This is a genomic window from Nocardia sp. NPDC023852 (assembly GCF_040639505.1).
Taxonomy (GTDB): Bacteria; Actinomycetota; Actinomycetes; order Mycobacteriales; family Mycobacteriaceae; genus Nocardia.
The window spans coordinates 92,543-107,402 of sequence record NZ_JBFAAB010000015.1; the positions used below are offsets into that span (position 1 = coordinate 92,543).

Annotated in this window: 11 protein-coding genes; 6 read left to right on the forward strand and 5 right to left on the reverse strand. The window is 66.8% G+C overall.

From position 1 onward, the window contains the following. Positions 1 to 239 precede the first annotated feature (239 nt). Complete coding sequence (locus AB0H00_RS20440) at positions 240 to 3,743, forward strand: protein kinase (protein ID WP_357268286.1); 3,504 nt, start codon at positions 240 to 242, stop codon at positions 3,741 to 3,743. Position 3,744: 1 nt separating this feature from the next. Here the strand turns inward: AB0H00_RS20440 and AB0H00_RS20445 are convergent, their stop codons facing one another. Beyond that, positions 3,745 to 5,061 carry a class I SAM-dependent methyltransferase gene (locus tag AB0H00_RS20445; protein ID WP_357268288.1) on the reverse strand — a complete coding sequence of 439 codons (1,317 nt, stop codon included), beginning with the start codon at positions 5,059 to 5,061 and terminating at the stop codon, positions 3,745 to 3,747. Beyond that, a complete protein-coding gene (locus tag AB0H00_RS20450) occupies positions 5,058 to 6,542 on the reverse strand; it encodes an FAD-binding oxidoreductase (RefSeq protein WP_357268430.1) in 1,485 nt (494 codons plus the stop codon). The genes AB0H00_RS20445 and AB0H00_RS20450 overlap by 4 nt, the downstream gene beginning before the upstream one ends. A 206-nt stretch (positions 6,543 to 6,748) precedes the next feature. Between AB0H00_RS20450 and AB0H00_RS20455 the strand changes: the two genes are divergently transcribed. Continuing rightward, on the forward strand, positions 6,749 to 7,183 hold the full coding sequence (locus AB0H00_RS20455; RefSeq protein WP_357268290.1) for an SRPBCC family protein: 435 nt from the start codon (positions 6,749 to 6,751) through the stop codon (positions 7,181 to 7,183). Between the two features lie 76 nt (positions 7,184 to 7,259). Here the strand turns inward: AB0H00_RS20455 and AB0H00_RS20460 are convergent, their stop codons facing one another. Both AB0H00_RS20460 and AB0H00_RS20465 read right to left on the reverse strand, forming a co-directional pair. After that, the gene (locus tag AB0H00_RS20460) at positions 7,260 to 8,072 is read right to left on the reverse strand and encodes a MerR family transcriptional regulator (protein WP_357268292.1); all 813 of its coding nucleotides are present in this window, start codon (positions 8,070 to 8,072) and stop codon (positions 7,260 to 7,262) included. 47 nt (positions 8,073 to 8,119) lie between these two features. Continuing rightward, a complete protein-coding gene (locus AB0H00_RS20465; protein WP_357268293.1) occupies positions 8,120 to 8,701 on the reverse strand; it encodes a hypothetical protein in 582 nt (193 codons plus the stop codon). 230 nt (positions 8,702 to 8,931) lie between these two features. On the opposite strand from AB0H00_RS20465, the gene AB0H00_RS20470 reads away from it, so the two are divergent. Together AB0H00_RS20470 and recR are read left to right on the forward strand one after the other, a co-directional pair. Next, the gene (locus tag AB0H00_RS20470; RefSeq protein WP_357268295.1) at positions 8,932 to 9,264 is read left to right on the forward strand and encodes a YbaB/EbfC family nucleoid-associated protein; all 333 of its coding nucleotides are present in this window, start codon (positions 8,932 to 8,934) and stop codon (positions 9,262 to 9,264) included. A gap of 15 nt (positions 9,265 to 9,279) precedes the next feature. After that, positions 9,280 to 9,888 carry a recombination mediator RecR gene (recR, locus tag AB0H00_RS20475; protein ID WP_357268297.1) on the forward strand — a complete coding sequence of 203 codons (609 nt, stop codon included), beginning with the start codon at positions 9,280 to 9,282 and terminating at the stop codon, positions 9,886 to 9,888. Between the two features lie 191 nt (positions 9,889 to 10,079). Here the strand turns inward: recR and AB0H00_RS20480 are convergent, their stop codons facing one another. Continuing rightward, a complete protein-coding gene (locus AB0H00_RS20480; protein WP_357268299.1) occupies positions 10,080 to 10,724 on the reverse strand; it encodes a hypothetical protein in 645 nt (214 codons plus the stop codon). A gap of 484 nt (positions 10,725 to 11,208) precedes the next feature. Here AB0H00_RS20480 and AB0H00_RS20485 point away from each other — a divergent pair, with 484 nt between their 5' ends. Both AB0H00_RS20485 and AB0H00_RS20490 read left to right on the forward strand, forming a co-directional pair. Then, positions 11,209 to 13,911 carry a circularly permuted type 2 ATP-grasp protein gene (locus AB0H00_RS20485; RefSeq protein WP_357268432.1) on the forward strand — a complete coding sequence of 901 codons (2,703 nt, stop codon included), beginning with the start codon at positions 11,209 to 11,211 and terminating at the stop codon, positions 13,909 to 13,911. Continuing rightward, positions 13,908 to 14,822, forward strand: a complete 915-nt coding sequence (locus tag AB0H00_RS20490) for a transglutaminase family protein (protein WP_357268300.1) — start codon at positions 13,908 to 13,910, stop codon at positions 14,820 to 14,822. The genes AB0H00_RS20485 and AB0H00_RS20490 overlap by 4 nt, the downstream gene beginning before the upstream one ends. The last annotated feature ends 38 nt before the right edge of the window (positions 14,823 to 14,860 follow it).

The following is a 14,860-nucleotide window of genomic DNA, read 5'->3' on the forward strand; positions in this document are numbered from 1 at the left end:
GTCCTATTTCGAAACATCTCCCACGAAATCCCGCGCCGCGCTACGTTGGAGTATGCGCAGACAAATCGGACACCAAAGGGTTGCCCGGGCTGTCCGACGTCGGCGCGGAGCTGGTCGCCGGCGACACCGATTCGATGTGAGTTCGAGGTGATCACATGAATCCACAGATGCGGTCGGGCAGGGTGGGCACGGGATCGACTGCGGGCGAAGCGAATACGCAAAGTCAGGAGCCCGTCGATATGGGCGACGAGCTCGAAGCGATGGGTCTGACCGGTGCGGTGGAGATCGGCCACGGCGGGTTCGGAGTGGTATATCGCTGTATCCAGACCTCGCTGAACCGTGTGGTCGCGGTGAAGGTGCTCTCCTCGGAGATCGACCAAGAGAGCAGGGAGCGCTTTCTCCGCGAGGAGCAAGCGATGGGCAGGCTGTCCGGTCATCCGAACATCGTCGACATCCTCCAGGTGGACGTCACCGCGACCGGAATGCCGCTGATCGTGATGCCGTACTTCAACCGCGGGTCGTTGGAACAGCTCATCCGGGATCAGGGCCCGCTCACCTGGGCCGACTCGCTGCGGGCCGGGGTGAAGCTGTCGGGTGCGATCGAGAGCGCGCATCGAGCCGAAATACTGCACCGGGACGTGAAACCGGCCAACGTCCTGCTCAGCGGCTACGGCGAGCCGCAGCTCACCGATTTCGGCATCGCCCGCATTCCCGGTGGGTTCCGCACGTCCAGCAGTCTGATCACCGGCTCGCCCGCGTTCACCGCGCCGGAGGTGCTCAAGGGCGACGAACCGACCGTCCGCTCCGACATCTACGGCCTCGGCTCCACGTTGTTCGCGCTGCTCACCGGGCATGCGGCCTTCGAAAGGCAGGCGGGGGAGAGGGTGGTCGCGCAGTTTCTGCGAATCACCACCCAGCCGGTGCCCGACCTGCGCGACCAGGACATTCCCTCGGACGTGGCCGCCGTCATCGAACATGCCATGTCCCAGAATCCGCGCGACCGCCCGTCCACCGCCTACGAGTTCGGCGAACTGCTGCGGACCGTGCAACGTGACCACGACCAGCTGCCCGACGAGATGGCGCTGCTGGACACCACGCCCGAACCCGAGCCCACCTCTGTCGGCGAGCCAACGGCAACGTTGACCCGTACCCGTCCCGCCGTCACGGCGCGGCGCAGCTGGCCACTGACGCTGCGGCCTGCGGTCTCGCAGCATTCCGGCGCCACCGGCACGTCGTCGATCACGATGCCGCCGACGCCCGCGACGAAATTCCGTCCGCCGACACCCACTCGCGAGCCGGTGCCGCGACCGCGCCTGCTCGGCATTCTGCGTGCGGGAGGTCGTCGCAGGCTCGCGATGATCCACGCCCCCGCCGGATTCGGCAAGAGCACGGTGGCCGCGCAATGGCGGGCCGAGCTCGCCGAGCAAGACGTGGCCGTCGCCTGGATCGGCGTGGACCACGACGACAACAACGAGATCTGGTTTCTCGCCCACCTCATCGAAGCGATCCGCCGGGTCCGCCCCGACATCGGCGACGGCCTGCTCCAAGTGCTGGAGGAACGCCCTGCCGACGCCTCCGCGTTCGTGATCTCCACGCTGATCGACGAGATCCACGCGAATGGCAAGTCGATCGTGGTGATCGTCGACGACTGGCATCGGGTCAGTGACGCGGGCGCGCACCGCGCGATGAACGCCCTGCTGGACAATGGCTGCCATCATCTGCGCTTTGTTGTCACCAGCAGGGAGCAGTCCGGGCTGCCGACGAGCCGGATGCGGGTGCAGGACGAGCTGGTCGAGATCTCCTCGGCCGCGCTGCGCATGACCGAGGACGAGACGTGGCAGATCCTGGTGCAGCGCAACGGATTCGCGCTCACCGCCGAGCAGGTGACCGAGATCCACACGGCCACCGACGGTTGGCCCGCGGCCATCCAGCTGGTGAGTCTGTCGTTGCGCGGCAACGCCGATCCAGCGCAGCTGATCGCTACCCTCTCCGCGGGCGACCACGGCATCCGTGAGTATCTCGCCGAGAACGTCCTCGACGCCCTGGAACCGAAGATGCTCGAGTTCCTGATGTCGATCGCGGTGACCGAGCGGGTATCCGCTTCGCTCGCCGCGGCACTGTCCGGCGAGGCGGACGCCGAACAGCTGTTGGAGCAGGCCGAACAGCGCGAGTTGTTCGTGCGGCGCATCGAGCACGACCCCGAATGGTTCCGGATGCAGCCGCTGTTCGCCGAGCACCTGCGGGCCCGGCTGGACCGCGTCCACCCGGGAAGGCTGAAGGCACTGCACCGCAAGGCTTGCCGCTGGTACGCCGAGCATCAGTTGCTGCGCAAGTCGGTCGATCACGCGCTGGCCGCGACCGATCTGAAGATGGCGCTCGACCTGCTCGAGAGCGTCGGCATGGATCTGATCGACGGATCCCGCCTGGCCACACTGCTCGGCAGCGTGTCGAAATTGCCGATGCAGCAGGTGGCTTCGCGCTCCAAACTGCTGATGGCGGTCGCAAGGGCCAACGTGAACCTGCAGCAGTCCGGCGCCGCGCGCAACGCGCTCGGCAGGCTGTCGAACATTCTGGCCCGCGGTTCGTCCACCGACGCCGACGTGCATATCCAGCGCTGTGAGGCGATGGTCCTGGCCGCGACAGACCAGATCGCCCGCGACCACACCGAGGGAGTGCTGGATCGGGTAGCCGACTGCCTGGAGCGTCCGGAGGAGCTGCCCGCCTGGACGGTGTCGACCGCGGCGAACGTGTCCTCGTTCGTGCGGCTATGCGAGTTCGACTTCGAGGGTGCACGGCAGATACAGGTATGGGCGGATGAATACCACGTGCGCTCGAAAGACGTGCTGGGCATGGTCTTCGGTCTTTGCTGCCAAGGAGACGCCGCCTATGAACAGCTCGACATCAAGACGGCCACGCAGTGCTTCCGACAGGCATGGGAGACCGCGCGGGCGCGTTCTGGCCCGCACTCACACTCGGCGCGCGTCGCCGCTGCCCTGTTCGGCGAAGTGACCTACCGGCGTGGCGACCTCGACACCGCGGATCGGCTGCTCGATGAGAGCCACGAGCTGGTCACCCGGGTGGGCACCGTGGACTTTCTCGTCTCCACCTTTGTCGTCGGTGCCAGGGTCAAGGCGGTGCGTGGCGACCTTTACACCGCGGCCGCCAGGCTGGACGAGGGCGCCCGCATCGCCGTCGACAATCGGCTGGTCCGGCTCGGCGCGCACATTCGCGCCGAACGGCTGCGGCTGGGTCTCCCGCTGGACGCCGCCGACCGGCAGTACGCGGACATCACCGAGTCGGCGCCACTGCCGGCGATCCACCGCATGACCGGTGCGGCCGTGCTCGCTGCCGAGGCGGAGGAGATCGCCGCGATCAGGGCGCTGCTCGCCCAACGGCGGGTCGGCTCCGATGACCGGGCGGTACGCAGAGCTCGCGCGCTGCACGGTCATATGCTCGAAAAACACCGGCCGCGCGCACAATTGGATGCCGCGTTGCTCCTCACCGAATGTCTGGCCGCCTCCGGTTGGGTCGGTGAGGCCACCAACCTGCTGCTTCCCGTCGTGGCGACCTGCGCCCGCCTCGGCTGGACCAGGCCGCTGCTGGACGCGGGGTCCGGTGTGGTCGGCATCCTGCGTGTGCTGCGCAGCGATCTGCCTGCGGCGGCGACCCACGTCGGTGACACCGAACTGCCCGCCCTGTTCCTGGATGAAGTCCTGAACGGGGCGGGCAGCGGGGCCTACTGAATTACGGCCGCCACCATGGGCGTAGCGGCACGGTCCAGTCACCGTCCTCGGGCAGCTTCACGCCGAGCACCTGGTGCAGCTGAACCACGTTGCGCTGGAAGCCGAGTCGGCAACCGGCCATGTAGAGACCCCAGACCTTCGCGGTTCCCTCGCCGACCTCGTCGACGCAGATGTCCCAGTTGGCGACCAGGTTCTTGCACCATTCGTGCAGGGTCAGCGCGTAGTGCTCGCGCAGGTTCTCCTCGTGCAGCACCTCGAGCCCGATGTTCTGGATCTCGGAGATGATCCGGCCGGAGCCGATCAGCTCGCCGTCCGGGAACACGTAGCGGTCGATGAAGTCACCGGCCTTTGTGGCGCGCGTGTTGTCCGGGCGGGTGATGGAGTGGTTCAGGAACAGGCCGCCGTCCCGCAGCTTGCTCTTGATGTAGTCGAAGTAGTACGGGTAGTTGTGCACGCCGATGTGCTCGGTGAGACCGATCGAGGACACCGCGTCGAAATTGCCCTCCGGCACGTCGCGGTAGTCGGAGTGGCGCACCTCGGCGAGGTCGGACAGGCCGTCCTCGGCGATCTTCTGCCGCGCCCAGTCCGCCTGCTCGGCCGACAGCGTCGCGCCGATGACCCGGACGCCGCGTGCGGCCGCGTAGCGCACCATGCCGCCCCAGCCGCATCCGATGTCGAGCAGTCGGTCGCCCTCCTTCAGCCGCAGCTTCTCGAAGACCAGGCGGTACTTGTTCTCCTGCGCCTCCTCCAGCGACCAGCTCTCGTCGCCGTAGACTGCGCAGGTGTAGGTCATGGACGGGCCGAGCACGTGCTCGTAGAAGGTGTTCGAGACGTCGTAGTGGTGGTGGATGGCCTCAGCGTCGCGAGTCTTGGAGTGGCGCAGACCTTCCATGGCGATGCGGCGCCAGCGCGGCAGGGTCTCCTGTGGGGGCGGGGCTATCGGCTTCAGCCGCTCCCAGCCCAGCGAGCGCGCGATGGCCACCAGCGCCAACGCGGACGGTCGGCGAAATTTCAGCTCGTCCAACGCCCTCAGGATCTCGTACGGGTCGCCGGGATGCGTGCCGCTGGCGGTCATGTCGCCCGAGATGTAGGCACGGGCCATGCCGAGATCGCCCGGGGCGGTCGCCAGGTAGTTGATGCCGCGGGGCGTCTTGATGTCCAGCGCGAACTTCGAATCCTCCGGTCCGGTCGCGCTGCCGTCGTAGGCCGTCAGCCGGATCGGTATCGTGCCCTCGATCAAGGTCTCGAAGATCTCGGCAATGCTGAGCTTGGCTCCGAGGTCCGCGAAGACGTCGGAACGGTCCTTGAATGTCGTCATTTGCGTTGCACCGCCTTCGAATACAAATCCAGCAAACGTTGGTCTGGGTCGTAGCGTTTCTTCAGTTCGGTGTAGGTGTTTCCGCCGTACAGCGCCGCGAACTCATCCTCGTCGTAGAAGGAATCCGAGTACAGCGACTTGTGCCCGTCGAAGTCGTTCACCGTGCGCTCGATCGCGCGGTTGGCCGCTCCTTCTCGCTGGCCGGGGACGGTGGGAACGGTCGACCAGAACCCGACGTTCACGTAGGTCCGGTTCGGCTCCAAGGGATACAGCGGCCACGTCCGCGAAGTGGACACATCCAGCGCAGCGCGGCCTTCCGCGGATTTTCCGGTGTCGCGCAACCGCAGCGGGCACAGCCAGATCGGCTCGATCGGAATCTCGCGAAGGAACCATTCCACGAAGTCGGCAGTACGCTCCACCGGCACCTCGATGTCCTGCACCACTCGCTCACGCGGCGGATTGCCCTTCCGGGCCTCCAGCCTGTCGCCGATGTTGTACCTGCGGTCCAGCGCCACCAGCTTCCAGTAGAAGCTGCTGCGCCGGTAGCGCTTCGGCCAGAACCGGCGGATCTTCGGGTTCTGCGCGCCGAAGGCGCGTGAGCACCAAAACCAGTCGGTGTCCCAGCGCCACAGGTAATCATGGATGGTCAGCCGGTCGTGTTCGATGCTTGTGGAGCCGCCGGAAGACGCAGCGGCGTCGTGCCGTATCGATTGGTAGAAGATCTCCATTCCGGTGTAATCGCTGACCGGGCCGGGCTCGTCGGTCTGCCGACCGAGCGTCAGGTAGCTCTCGTCGGCGGTGAACACCACGCCGTCCAGGTAATCGACCTGTTCGCCGTCGTAGGACCTGTCCGTGACGATCGCCGCGAGACTCGCCTCCAGCTCGCGTAGATCGTGAAAGCGCACGTGCCGCAAGGCGACGTACGGCCGCACCTGCTCCAGTTGGATCTTCAGCCGGACGGTGTAGCCCAGCGTGCCGTAGGAGTTCGGGAAACCGCGGAACAGATCGGCGTGTTCGTTGTCCGGCGTGGCGGTGAGGATTTCGCCCGCCCCGGTCAGCACATCCATTTCCAGCACCGACTCGTGCGGCAGGCCGTTGCGGAACGAGGTGGACTCGATGCCTAGTCCGGTGACCGCACCGCCCAGCGTGATCGTCTTGAGCTGCGGAACGACCAGCGGCGCCAGCCCGTACGGGACGGTGGCCGCCACCAGTTCCTCGTAGGTGGTCATGCCCGCCACGTCGGCGGTCTTCGCGATCGGGTCCACCGCGATGACCTTGGTCAGGCCCGATACATCAAGTCCGGGTGCGGTGTTCTTTGTTCTGGCCCGAAAAAGGTTCGAAGTCTTTTTCGCCAGCCGGATGTTGGCGTGCTCGGGTATGGCGCGGTAACTCGCCAAAAGGCGGTCTACGCCCGCTCGATGCGCGGCAAATCCTGATTCGCGTGCGGCCGGTGCGTGTCCGGCCTTCCCCAACAGACTCACTGCCACCCCTCGACGCTAGTACGGACCATATGGCGGGGCTACAACTAGGGCACGCTCCCGGGAGAAATGTCACGCATATGTTGCGAAATGGAATACGAATTGTCCGGATAAGTTCGCCACGAGGCGTGCCCTACGTGCTTTCCTTCGGCGTGGACAGGGCAGGATGGAGACCGGTCGAGACACCGCATCCGGACAAGGAGCTCATTGTGGGACAGGTCAGCGCCAGTAGTTCGCTCGTCGTCGCGGCGGATCCGCAGCGCGTACTCGAGGCCATCGTCGACTACGACACGGTACGCCCGCGCATTCTCTCCGCGCACTACCGCGACTACAAGGTGGTCGAGGGCGGAAAGGGTGCGGGCACCGTCGCGGAGTGGACGTTGCAGGCTACCGAGAAGCGTTCGCGCAACGTGCACGCGGTGGTATCGGTGTCGGATTCCGTTGTCACCGAGCGTGATTCGAACTCGACGTTGGTGAACACCTGGACCGTCACCCCGGACGGCCCCGGCGCGCAGGTCACCTTGCGTACCACCTGGAAGGGCGCGGGCGGCGTCGCGGGCATCTTCGAGGGGATCTTCGCGCCGCTGGGTCTGAAGAAGATTCAGGCCGAGGTGCTCGCGAACCTGCAACGCGAACTGGCCTGATCCACCGAGTACGTCAACAGCCCGGCGCCGCGATGGCGCCGGGCTGTCCTGCGCCGCGCCAGAGGCTCTCGTTCGATCACCGCAGGCCGATCGGCCAGCAGATTTCGGTCCGGTAGGTAGCCGGATCGTCGGAATGGTCCGGGCCGTGCAGATAGAGCTCCCTGATCGGCTCCGGCAGCATGATGTCGTGTTCGGCAACATGACTGCCAAGCGCCCCGTAGGTGCGGTCGAAATCGACGAACGGCCCGTCGTGCACGGCGACGGCGAAACGGCGAGTCGGCAAGTCGACCACCGAAAGTCCGCGTAGCAGGGCAGTATCCGCGTCGGCGATCGGGATGAATGCGACGACCTCGCCTTCGTCTTCCTCGAAGAACTCCGTGGAATACGTCGCGCCGGCGACGCCGACAGGCGCGATATCCGCCGCGGCCAGCTTGTGATACAGCATCGGGAACGTCGAGGCGCACCAGTCGCCGATCCGGGCCTGTGGCACCACGGCGCCGACGGCGGCGGCGCGGAAGGCGGGGACAGTGCGGTACCCCACGGCGATCGGCGGTGACGGCGTCAGCAGCGCACGCAACGACGCCACTACCACGCGAGTGCGGGCCAGTTCCGCCTCCATCCGCGCCAGATGCGCCCGCAGCGCTTCGTCGCGGACGCCCTCGTTCGGCGCGGCGAGCACGGCCCGGATCTCCGGAAGCGGCATGTCCAACCCTCGCAGCCGCCGGATCAGCTGCGCCTGCGCCACCTGCGCCGTCGAGTACCGCCGGTAGCCCGAACTCGTGTCGACGTCGATCGGCGTGAGCAAATCGATCTCGTGGTAATACCGCAACGTCTTCACTGTGAGTTGACTCAGCCTGGAGAACTCCCCGATCGGGACGATCGCTGTCATGGCCCAGCCAACACCCTTCCCCCGGGATGATCGAGAACGGCGGTTCGCTAGGCGAGGGCGAAAGTGAGCAACCGGGTGGTCTGGAGTCCGCCGCGCCACCATGAGTAGCCGAACCAGACGCCGGGTGTGACCTCGCGGATCTCGTCGTAGACCGGCGGCGTGGGCGACGGGGAGTAGTCGAGCGCCCAGGCCGGTTGGCCGTCGGTCAGGGCGGGCGCGCTGTAGACGTCGGCCTGCCAGGCCTCGATGCCCGCGCTCGTGACGCGGTTCGTCAGGTAACCACCATCGGGGCCGGTGTAGAAGATCTTGCCGAGCCACAGCCCAGGCGCGATGTCCTCCATGACCGGCGGGCTGGTCACCCAGCCGTCCTTCCTACCCATCGGGACGGCGCCGAGGGGCGCGTCGCGGAATATGAGCTGCTGCTGGTCGGCCGAGCACCGGAAGCGCAGCGAGTCGACGGTCATAGCCTTGTCGTCCGGGTAGAGCACGCAGCCGTCGCCGTAGTCCACGGCGGCCTGAGTGATAGCCGGGTCGGCGGAGGCCGCGGGGCCGCTGACGCCGAGGAAGATGGTGGGCGCGCCCAGCGTGAGCACCAGAGTGCTCAGCAGACGTGCTCGGTATGTGCTCATCGCTTTGTCTCCACAATTGCCAAACTGGTCTCCCGACCCACCTTTCGATCGTAGAGACGATCTTGGTCGGGCATAACCCGGACTACCCAATCTGTTACCAGGCGTTGCGCGGAAGAAACCAGGACCGTGCGGGTCTTCGACCGGCGGGCCGGCGCGGCCGATGCCGCGCCGAAGACCCGGTGCGGCAGGACTAGGCTGGCCGATAACCCATCCGCAGAGAGGAACATCCCGTGCAGCCCGGTGGTCAATTCGATATGCAGCAGTTACTCGCCCAGGCGCAGCAGATGCAGCAGGCGGTGATGGAAGCGCAGGCCGATATCGCGGCGACCGAGGTGGAGGGCGCGTCGGGCGGTGGCCTGGTGCAGGTCACCATCAAGGCGACCGGTGAGGTGGTGTCGCTGACCATCGACCCGAAGGCGGTCGACCCCGACGATGTGGAGACCCTGCAGGATCTGGTGATCGGCGCGATCAACGACGCGATGGCCAACGCGCAGCAGCTCGCGTCCGAACGGCTCGGGCCGCTCTCGGGCGGCCTCGGCGGCGGTTCGCTGCCCGGTTTCTGAGCGAGGACACAGCAGTTGTACGAGGGTCCGGTTCAGGATCTGATCGACGAGTTGGGCAAACTGCCCGGCGTCGGTCCGAAGAGCGCGCAACGCATCGCCTTCCATCTCCTACAAGTGGAGCCGCCGGAGATCGATCGATTGCAGGCCGCGCTGCAGAAGGTGCGCGACGGCGTGCAGTTCTGCGTGGTGTGCGGCACGGTCTCCGACGGCGAGCTGTGCCGTATCTGCGCCGACCCGCGCCGTGACCGCACCATGATCTGCGTGGTCGAGGAGCCCAAGGACGTGCAGGCGATCGAGCGCACCCGGGAGTTTCGTGGTCGTTACCATGTGCTCGGCGGCGCGCTCGATCCGCTCAGCGGCGTCGGACCCGACCAGCTACGGATCCGGGAGTTGTTGGCGCGTATCGGAAATCAGGAGGACGGCGTCGACGTCACCGAAGTGATCATCGCCACCGACCCGAATACCGAGGGTGAGGCCACCGCCACCTACCTGGTCCGGATGTTGCGCGACTTCCCCGGACTGAGCGTGACCAGGTTGGCCTCCGGCCTGCCGATGGGCGGTGATCTGGAGTTCGCCGACGAGCTGACGCTCGGTCGTGCGCTGTCGGGGCGCCGCGCGCTGTAACCCGCGGAACCTGGGCTCGGGCCCGCCGCCACGCCTTCGCCGACCGCCTGGCCGTACGGAACCGTGAGCGGCAGGTAGAAGGCGCCGTTCACGGCCGAGTCGTAGCGGATCGAAGCCGAAGCGGTCTCGCACCGTTGCTCGGGGAAGCCCTGATCAGGGGTGTAGTGCCGAGCAACGGTGGCGGCGATGTGTCACAGGTCGAGGCGGGTCCAGGGGAGGGTTTGCAGGCGAGTGCGGTCGTCGTTGGCCCAGCCCCAGATGAGGCCGGCTACGGTAGCCGGGTCGGGGACGGTGGTGCCGAAATGCTTGTCGGGGGACCCGTCGCGGTATTCGAGGGTGTACGCGCCCGACTTCTCTCGGTAGGTCTGGATGTAGAACTGCTCGCCGCGTTCGACGACCAGGTAGGGGTTCGGCGGGTCGAGTTCGGAAACCCACTGGTCGACGAGCGCTTTGGTGAGGTAGGGAAACTCGCCCGCGCCCCCGTGGGTGACGGTGGCAGGCACGTGACCCGCGGGATCCATCAGCCAGGCCAGCTGCGGGTCGTAGACGGCATAGCCACGCGGCGTCGCGAGTTCGAACAGGAGGTGGCGGACGAAGCCGATGGCGTCGTATGGGCACGGCACGTACAACACTGCTCCAGTCGGGGTGCCGCCCACCGGAACAGTGCTGAGGAAACCGTCCTCATCCGGTAGTTCCGCGTTGCGTCTGTTCAGCTCGGCCGCGATCTGGGCGACCACTCCCGACTCGGGGACCCCCTGCTGGGTGCTCAGGTAGGCGTCGACCTCAGCGATCGACGACGCGACACCGGATGGCAGCAAGACGTGGTCATAACTCACCCGGCACAGGGTACGGAACTGCTCAGCTGGGCCGGCTGGCCACGTCGGCCCTTATGCACCGGCAGCTGCCCGCAAGGGCCCCGCAATCGACGACGAAGGTGTGTCGGGCGTGGTTCAGATCGATGCACTCCTCGTCAGTGCATTCGGCGATCCGGTTGACGTGCACGATCAGAGTGCCGTGGCAGTGGTCGATGGTGGATTCACAGGACAAGCAACTTGACTTTCGCATATCACCTCCCGGACGAGATCGGTTCGTTATCCGGTCATACCACCCTTCTTGCCCAAGTGGTGTGACCTGCGCCCGCGTGTCATGGCAAATATCTGGCGATCGGCGCCTGCAGGACCTTTCTGGCTACGTGCGAAAATGGCGACACATACACCGACGCAGGTGCAGCTGGCATTCTCGATTCGTGCCGGGCTCAGACGACCTGGTCGACGATCTAGAGGCACGTCTAGTAGCGGAAGTGAGGTCGGCGCGGTGACAATGCGCGAGGACGCGCTTCGGGGGCGGGAAACCGGTCCGAGTGTGCGCGAGCAAGTGGCCCAGCAATTTGTGCGCTACCGTGCCGAGGGCGACGACACCGCCGCCTACGACGAATGTGGTCTTCCCACCGACGGCTACTACGACGAACTGGTCGATCCCAGTGGCAAGGTGCGGACCATGTGGTCGGAGCTGTCCGCCGATTTCGTCGAACTAGGCATCAGCGGCCTCGGCAGGCTGGACAACAGAGTGCGCAGGCTGATCGAGGACGACGGCATCACCTACACCGAAGTCGGGGCGGTGGAGAACGCCACGCCGACGCCGTGGCGGCTCGATCCGATCCCGCTGCTGGTCTCCGCGGATGATTGGGCCCGGCTGGAAGCCGGGCTGGTGCAGCGTTCCCAAGTGCTCGACGAGGTGCTCACCGACATCTACGGGCCGCGCAGGACAGTCGCCTCGGGGCTGCTTCCACCGGAGGTGGTGTTCGGCCACGCCGGTTACGTGCGGGCCGCGCACGGCATCACGGTCCCGGGACGACATCAGCTGTTCCTGCACGCCTGCGATATCAGCCGTTGGAGCGACGGGCAGTTCCGTGCGATCGCCGATTGGGCGCAGGCGCCGTCCGGAGTCGGTTACGCGCTGGCGGATCGCCATGTCGTTTCGACGGCGGTCCCGGAAGCGTTCGAGCATTCCAATCCACGCCCCCTGACACCCTTCGCCAGGGCCATGCGATCGATGCTGATCGAGTCGGCACAGACCGACGACGACCCGGTGGTAGTGGTGCTCAGCCCCGGTGTGCATTCCGAGACCGCGTTCGATCATGCCCATCTCGCGTCGGTGCTGGGCTTTCCGATGGTGGAGAGCGTGGATCTGGTGGTGCGCGACGGGGCGCTGTGGATGCGATCACTCGGTACGCTCGAGCGGGTCGACGTGGTATTGCGGCGGGTGGACGCCGAGTTCTCCGATCCGCTCGACCTGCGATCGGATTCGCGGCTCGGCGTGGCGGGACTCGTCGAGGTGCTGCGTCGCGGGTCGGCGACCGTAGTGAACACGCTCGGCAGCGGACTGCTGGAGAATCCGGCGCTGGCCGGCTTCCTGCCCGGGCTGTCGCGCGCGCTGCTCGGCGAGGATCTGTTGCTGGAGAGCGCGCCGTCGTACTGGGGCGGCGCCGACAGCGAGCGTACCCATCTGATCGCGAACATGGACAAGTTGATCATCCGCTCGGCGGTCGACGGCACCACCGTCTTCGGGCCGGGGCTGAACCGGGATCAGCGTGACGAACTGAAGGCCAGGATCGAGGAGCGCGGGTGGCAGTGGGTCGGCCGGGAACCGGCGCAGTTCTCCGTCGCTCCGGCGGTGCGGGGCTACGGTGGACTCGCTGCGGCGCCGGTCGCCATGCGGCTGTTCTCGCTGGCCCGCCGTGCCGGCTACACGGCGATGTCCGGCGGTCTCGGCCGGTTGCGGCAGCGCACGATTCCCGACCGTGCGGTGCTCGAGATCGCCGCCAAGGACATCTGGGTCCGGGCCGCGCCCACGCCCGCCGCCGCGATCGGCATCGAGCCACCACACGAGGAACGCGAACGGCGCGGCGTACCGGTCGTGGAGGCGGTCCGCTCCCCGCGCGTCCTCAACGACCTGTTCTGGATGGGCCGCTACGGCGAACGCGCCGAGGCCGCCGCTCGCCTCCTGATCGCCACCCACAACTGCTACCAGGACTTTCATTACCGGCCCTGGCTGGAGGGCGCGGATGCGCTGCCGATCCTCCTGGCCGCCGTGGCACACACCACCGCCACCGTCGCGCCGACGAAGGACCGGTTCGGACCTGAGCCGAAAACACTTGCGGCGCAGCAGAATTCCGCGCGGCATAGCACTGGCTCCGTGGTGGGCGGCGCTGCCGCGGGAGCCTCGCGGGCGGGACATGACTACCTCGTTGCGCTGACGATCGATCGGGAGTTGCCCGGATCGCTGGCTTTCGCGATCGATCGGTACGGCAGCGCGGCGCGCGCCGTGCGTGACCAGCTGTCGGCGGACACCTGGATGATCCTCAGCGCTGTCGATCGGGCACTGGCCGAGTACCGCGCAGCGGCCGGCGATCAGGAGGCCGAGCTGTCGCAGGTGCATTCGCTGACCCTCGCCGCGCTGCTCGCTCTGTCCGGAATCGGCACCGAGTCGCTGGTGCGCGATACCGGGTGGTACGTCATGGACATAGGCAAGCGGATCGAGCGCGGGCTGGCCCTGACCTCCGTCCTGTCGGCCGCGCTCACCCGAACGTATCCGGAGGAGATCGAGCGGGTGGTCACCGAATGGGTGCTGCGCGCCACCGAGTCGTCGGTGAGTTACCGTCGGCGACATCGGGATTCGGTGCGGATCTCGGCGGTCGCCGGGCTGCTGCTATTCGATACCGGCAACCCGCGGTCGCTGGCCTACCAGCTGGACCGGATCGACGCCGGATTCCACGCGCTGCCCGGCACATCGACATCATCGCGCCCGCAGCGATTACTCACGGACGCGCAACGCATGCTGCGCCGCCTCGATCCCGACGACCTCGAGGTCACCGACGAGGACGGCAGACGAACCGAACTGGCCGAGCTCCTGGAGGGGGTGCACTTTCGGTTACGCAAGGTGGCCGAATCATTCGAAACCACGAGGCTGTCGCTACCGGTGGGCATCCAGCCGCTGTGGGGTAGCACGCGGGTCGTCGGATGATCGGCCGCGACGGTTCTCCCCGGCGCTACCTGGTGGAGCATCGCACCGCGTACTCGTATTCCGACGAGGTCGCCAGCTCCTACGGGCGTGCGTATCTGACGCCGCGTGATTTCCCCGGCCAGCGGGTCCTCGCGCACGACATCCACATCGACCCGGCGCCGTCGGATCGGTCGATCGGCGCGGACGTGTACGGCAACACCGCCTCCTATTTCCACGTGACCGCGGAACATCGCAACCTCGTCATCACCGGCGAGTCCCTCGTCGAGGTGGACGCGCCCGACCGCGACCCGACCGGACCTGCCGTCGAGCCGTGGGAGAAGGCCCGCCCAACCAGCGCGAACGGACCACTTGCCGTGGAATTCGCCCTCGACCTGCACCCGTCGGAGATCACGCATGAGGTCGTCGCGTACGCGGCCGAATCCCTCACTCCCGGCAGGCCGCTGCTAGCGGCGGTGGCTGAGCTGAACACCCGCGTCTACACCGATTTCAGCTACCGGTCCGGATCCACCACGGTGTCCACCAGGGTGACCGACGTGCTCGCGGCACGCTCGGGCGTCTGCCAGGACTTCGCGCGCATCGGCGTCGCCTGCCTGCGGTCGCATGGTCTCGCCGCCAGGTACGTCTCCGGCTATCTGGCCACCGACCCACCGCCGGGCAAGGAACGCATGATCGGCGCCGACGCCACGCACGCCTGGACGTCCGTGTGGGTGCCGGGCGACGACGAGCACGACCGTGCCGGCCGCTGGATCGACTTCGACCCAACCAACGACCAGTTCGGCGACGAGCGGTACATCACCGTCGCATGGGGTCGTGATTACGCCGATGTTCCTCCGCTGCGCGGGATCATCTACACCCACGCGAAAGACAGCACAATTGCCGTTTCGGTCGACGTCTCTCCGGTGGCGGTGTAGCCGGCATAGTGACCTGATTCGGGCCGTGCCGAAGGCTC

Bases quoted from the DNA above. Each gene is read 5' to 3' on its own strand.
- AB0H00_RS20440 (WP_357268286.1), top strand. From the start codon at position 240: ATGGGCGACGAGCTCGAAGCGATGGGTCTGACCGGTGCGGTGGAGATC.
- AB0H00_RS20445 (WP_357268288.1), bottom strand. From the start codon at position 5,061: ATGACGACATTCAAGGACCGTTCCGACGTCTTCGCGGACCTCGGAGCC.
- AB0H00_RS20460 (WP_357268292.1), bottom strand. From the start codon at position 8,072: ATGACAGCGATCGTCCCGATCGGGGAGTTCTCCAGGCTGAGTCAACTC.
- AB0H00_RS20465 (WP_357268293.1), bottom strand. From the start codon at position 8,701: ATGAGCACATACCGAGCACGTCTGCTGAGCACTCTGGTGCTCACGCTG.
- AB0H00_RS20485 (WP_357268432.1), top strand. From the start codon at position 11,209: ATGCGCGAGGACGCGCTTCGGGGGCGGGAAACCGGTCCGAGTGTGCGC.
- AB0H00_RS20490 (WP_357268300.1), top strand. From the start codon at position 13,908: ATGATCGGCCGCGACGGTTCTCCCCGGCGCTACCTGGTGGAGCATCGC.